Below are 4,997 nucleotides of genomic sequence, written 5' to 3'. Positions count from 1 at the left end.
ATCTAAGCGCTTGTTAAATCTGCAAACGCATAACTTCGATGTACAAGGTGAGGAAAATCTTCAAGAAGCACAAAGTCGTTCCAATGGTAAGGGTTTTATCGTTTATACGCCCCACATTGGGAACTTTTTCTATTATTACTGGTATTTGACCCGAAAATATGATTGTCTGACTGTCGTTTCAGCAGGCAGTCCGGAGCTTAGACCGCTTTATTTTAAATTTGCTGCTATGGGCTGCAATGGACTGGATTATGACAGTGTCCCTCCTCTGGAGCTGTATCGGACTTTAAAAAAACATTTGCAGAATGGCGGAGTCGTCTTTCTGCTCGGAGACTTCTGGCGCTCCTCGTTTCCATTATCCCGGTTCTTCGGGAGATTAACTCGGACGCCGGAAGGTGCGGCGATGCTTGCTCATGATTTGCGAATACCAATTGTACCGTTTTACGGGCATCGCGTCCGCGGATTTAACCATAGGCTCATGTTTGGTTCTCCACTTGAACTGCATGCTGAGGTACCGGGACGTATCGCACGCGCCGAGGCGAATCTGCTGCTGAATGGGTTCATGGAGCGGGTTATACGTGAACAGCCGGGCTCTTGGTTCTATTGGTTCAACGTACATGAACGTTGGGAAGAAAATTCTGTCACAAAAGCCGATCAAACGACATCATCTGAAGTGGGATAACACACACAAGACAAAAGGATGGGTGATTGACACATGGACACAGGAAGCCATTTATTGTTCGGCGTCACCTTAGCAGGACTTGCTTGCTTGGAGCCTGTCGTATCGCAAGATCCGAATTTGACCCATGCAATTCTGGCCGGGACGCTCATTGGGTCGCATGCCCCTGATTTTGACACAATAGCAAGAATCAAAGGGTATTCGAACTATTTGCGTGTTCATCGAGGAATGACTCATTCCTTGCCGGCACTATTTATTTGGCCGCTTGTGCTCAGCTTGCCTCTTGCAGCTATCTTTGGGGTATGGGATCACTTTTTTAGCCTGTATGTGTGGACGTTGTTGGCTGTTGTTTTTCATGTGTTTTTGGACTTATTTAACGTATATGGCGTGCAGTGTTTCAGGCCGTTTTCTTCCAAATGGCATCATCTCGATACCCTCTGTCTCTACGAGCCCTTCCTGTTCGCACTGCATACCATTGGCGTCCTTATTTGGATATTTGTCTGGCATGGCAGTGGGGGGCTTCATATCGGGGAGATGTTCGCGCTAATTTATGTGGCGACCTTCTTTTACATTGCTATTAGGAGCGAACAGCGGAAACGATTTATTAAGTTGGTAAAAAAGGAATTGAATCTGGAAGAGGGAATATGTCATCTCATTCCCAGCCTCAGTTGGTTTCGATGGCAATTCGTCATTGAAAGCGATACGCAGTTTTACTTGGGTGAAATTCGAGATGGTTCAGTCGTGACTGAAGTGGAATATAGCAAAATCGACTATAACCAGGAACAGTCGCACCCGATTGTGCAAGCTACCCTGGCCACGGATGGCGTCCGTGCTTTCCTGCACTTCGCGCAGCGCATCCACGTGTGCTGGACCGAGAAAACGGACGGCTATGAAGTGCAGTGGCGTGATGTCCGATTCTGGCATCAACACAAGCTGCCTTTCGGTGTGAACGTTCAATTAGATCGGGACATGAACGTTGTCAGCGACACGCTTGGATGGGATAAAAAGGCGCCTATATTTACAGACACGTGAAATGTTGAAATTAATAATCTTAGGAGCATATGAGATGAATAAAAGAGAGCCCCGTGAAGAGGGATTTACACTGATAGAGGTTTTGGCTGCGACGGTGATATTGTCTGTGGCTTCCATGGCGATGATGGCGTTTTTCATCAACGCGATGTCTTATAACAAAGGGAATCAGAATAAGACGGTGATGGTGAATTTGGCGAGGAATGCCTTGTTTTATATGGAGAAGCAGAACTATGCAACCATGCATAATTATTTTATTGATCCGAACACGAAAGATACTGCTATTTCTCCCAAGAACTGCAGTACTAGAAATATTTGTTCTAATAATAATTTGCAAAATTTATTTCTAAATCCAAATATGAAGCTTTGGGACGTGCTTAACCCCAAGGTAAATGATATTGAATATCAAATATCCGTATCCTATCAGGATGAAATAACAAATGATTTGAAAAATGATCCTGTAAAAAAAGGGATGGCGAATTATTTGCTTCCTATTCGTGTTGAGGTCAATGTCAAAGATAACAATGTGAATAACGCCCTGATTCGGTTGAGAATTTCAGTACAAACAATGAAAAGGAAAATGGCATTTTGATGCACATGAAAACAAGAGATCAAAATGATGTTGTGCATAATTCAGTCAGTCATGTGGTAATTGATAACACTGAACATAAAGTGTATATCTATAGCGATCAGAAGTCGGCCAGCAGTGCCATAGAATTAAAATCTCAAGTAATGAGTGATTCTATGATACATATTAACAGTTGTACAAATGGGTGTACGAATGGGCTTATCAATGTCACATTGGATTTGAGCCAGACTTCTAAAGGAAGAGAGCACAAGCTCAAGCTGCAAAGCCGGTTCGGTTTCTAAGGAGGAATAACATGTTTCGCGAGGAACGCGGTTCAGCATTGCTGCTGGTTTTATTTATGGTTCTTATTTTTTCAATATTAGGTTTGGCTGTGTTGAGTGCAAGTATAGGCGGGGCAACAAGAACGGAGACGAAGCAAAAGGATGTTCAAAGTCTGCATTTGGCGGAGAAAGCGTTGAATGAAGCAGCTGCTTATATCATGTCCGATTTTCAAAGTCAGGATGGCGTTAATATTGATGAAGTTCAACAGAGGTTAGATGACATTAAAGTTCGGTTGAACGGAAGATCGATTAGCACTTCGCTTGATGTAGATGTTGGTGCGGCTAGAGGGGAAATACATAATATTTCGTTCGAAAAAAATGATAAAGATGACAGCTCGCTAAATTATGAGATTACGATTGAAGCTGAAGCTACTGTCAATAATGTCACGCGTCGACTTACTCAGGTTCTTACTCTGGACACGTTTCCAGATTCGCTGAAATATGCGATGGGCTCGGAAGGTACTGTGCTGATTAATGGATCGCCTTATATCATCGGGGATATTTATGCGGGTGAAGCTTTAAAGGTCAAAAATGAAGCTGAATATTTGTACCTTGGTACGCCGTTATATCAATCGACGAAATTCCCGAAATTGGAGGGAAGCGCCTACGTCCAAAAGAATGCATCCGGGGACGGGTTAAATGCTTATTACTGTGAAACTGTAAGTTCTACTTTTTCTCAAACCAGTCCACAATGTGATACGATCGAAAACGTCGGCAACAGTAATAGCGATTATAAAAGTATTAGTGAAGAAGAGGGAGAAGGCGTAAAAACAATCAAAGATGTCCTGACTAGTACGGATTCAGCAAATATACATGCCAAAGATCAGAGTAAATTTGCGGGAATTGAGGTAAACGAGGCATTTGTGGATAAAATGGTTCAGGCCATCGGGAAAGACACTGCAGCTCCGGATGTACAAAGAACGAAAGTGAAGACGGCGTTGGTGTCACGAGACAGTCTGACGGATTATTTGCGTCCATYGATGGAGGTTATTGAACCGCTGCCTGAAACAGCGCCGGATCCTGCAGATGCTCCGGCGTATGCCGCATATGAGGCAAAGAAGAGCATCCTTACTGATTTGTTTTCATCGCAACTTGAAAATACTATGCTATATAATGGGAATTTAACGATTGATGGCGGCGAAATATTCAGCAATTTGCTTTACACAGAGAGTAGTAAACATCCAACGAAGCTAAATTTAACTAAAAGCAGCTGGTTCATCGTGAACGGTGATTTAACCATTAATAATACTAGTTCAGGCAAAAGCAGCATTGACATTAGAGCTAATATCCTTGTGACAGGAAATTTATCTATTCATAACACAGTTAATATGGATTCTACGATTTACACGTTAGGCAAAACTGAGATTGTGGATGCTTCTATTTTAGGTTTGGATAAAAAGGAATTAGTTCTTATTTCTAAAGGAGCAATTGATATATATCGTGTGAATTCGTTTCGTGATATTAAAGAACCTTTTAAGTATAAATCGAATGAGCCAGGAAACCCGCCGGAGGTGACGCATGGCGATAATCCACCAATTTTAAACGCTTTTTTTTACACAGATAGTGATGCTACGATATATGGGGTAGGTTCTGTATTTTGGGTTTACGGCGGATTTTTTGCTAAAGGGAATCTTACAGTTAATGCGATCCGAGGGAATGCTACAGGCCAAGTAGAAAGCATTCAAATGGAAGATCAACAAACGCAAGCCACCTCAGAAAATTTATCGCGTCTTATTATTGACTACAACAGCCAAATTTTTGAGAATCAGAAGGTTGGTCTGCCTCGTGTATCTAAGGTAGGCTTGACCGTAGGAAAGAAAAAGCAAGTGACGAAGTTTGAGTGATAAGGATGGTAACGAAAAGCCCCCGACATTGTCGGGGGCTTTCGTTTTAATATCTGTCGTCAAACTCGATGACATTTACTGTAATGTCGTCTTTCACATTTTCATCGTCTTTATTCGTAACTGTTATTGTTGTCGACCCTTGCTTGAGGCCGGTAACCTCGCCGTTTGAGTTAACATCAGCTATTTCAGATCGACTGCTTTTCCACTGTAACTGAGCATTCAAGTCGGCTATCCATTCTGTTTTCCACTTGGATGGTGTAACCGTTAGATATTTGAGTAAGTCAAATGTTCTCTGAGCAGCTGTACCTTTTGCATACAAAGTGATTGTGGAACTAGGAAGTTCCAACTTCGTCAGATCCTGCCTCATATCTATGACCTTGGTTGCAGTTTTGGAAGGGAAGCCAGGACCGCCTGCTACGTCGACTTTGATATGGATTTTGCCTTTCTTGATGCCTTTAAGTACGACAGTTTGGTTATTATCACCACCAACAATGGTAGCTTCACCATTATCATCTGTTTCATTAATGACACTCCATTTA

5 protein-coding genes are annotated in these 4,997 nt (G+C 42.4%); 4 read left to right on the top strand and 1 reads right to left on the bottom strand.

Translation table 11 applies throughout. The features are described from left to right. The 4 genes from AC1DUA_RS32660 to AC1DUA_RS32645 form a co-directional block, all read left to right on the top strand. A partial coding sequence (locus AC1DUA_RS32660; protein ID WP_477503694.1) for a lysophospholipid acyltransferase family protein occupies positions 1-679 on the top strand: 679 nt, incomplete at its 5' end. Positions 680-712: 33 nt separating this feature from the next. After that, positions 713-1,708 (top strand): metal-dependent hydrolase, encoded by a 996-nt coding sequence (locus AC1DUA_RS32655; protein ID WP_477503693.1) that lies wholly within the window; start codon positions 713-715, stop codon positions 1,706-1,708. A 34-nt stretch (positions 1,709-1,742) separates the two neighbouring features. Beyond that, positions 1,743-2,297, top strand: coding sequence for a type IV pilus modification PilV family protein (locus AC1DUA_RS32650; RefSeq protein WP_477503692.1), 555 nt, complete (start codon positions 1,743-1,745; stop codon positions 2,295-2,297). Positions 2,298-2,586: 289 nt separating this feature from the next. Next, complete coding sequence (locus AC1DUA_RS32645) at positions 2,587-4,458, top strand: hypothetical protein (protein WP_477503691.1); 1,872 nt, start codon at positions 2,587-2,589, stop codon at positions 4,456-4,458. Positions 4,459-4,504: 46 nt separating this feature from the next. On the opposite strand, the gene AC1DUA_RS32640 is transcribed toward AC1DUA_RS32645, so the two are convergent. Continuing rightward, positions 4,505-4,997 (bottom strand): Ig-like domain-containing protein (locus AC1DUA_RS32640; RefSeq protein WP_477503690.1); only part of this gene is annotated, 493 nt, incomplete at its 5' end.

This window comes from Paenibacillus sp. 01T422, from assembly GCF_056398785.1.
This window is presented reverse-complemented; position numbering and strand designations above follow the sequence as displayed.

Bases quoted from the DNA above. Each gene is read 5' to 3' on its own strand.
- AC1DUA_RS32655 (WP_477503693.1), top strand. From the start codon at position 713: ATGGACACAGGAAGCCATTTATTGTTCGGCGTCACCTTAGCAGGACTT.
- AC1DUA_RS32650 (WP_477503692.1), top strand. From the start codon at position 1,743: ATGAATAAAAGAGAGCCCCGTGAAGAGGGATTTACACTGATAGAGGTT.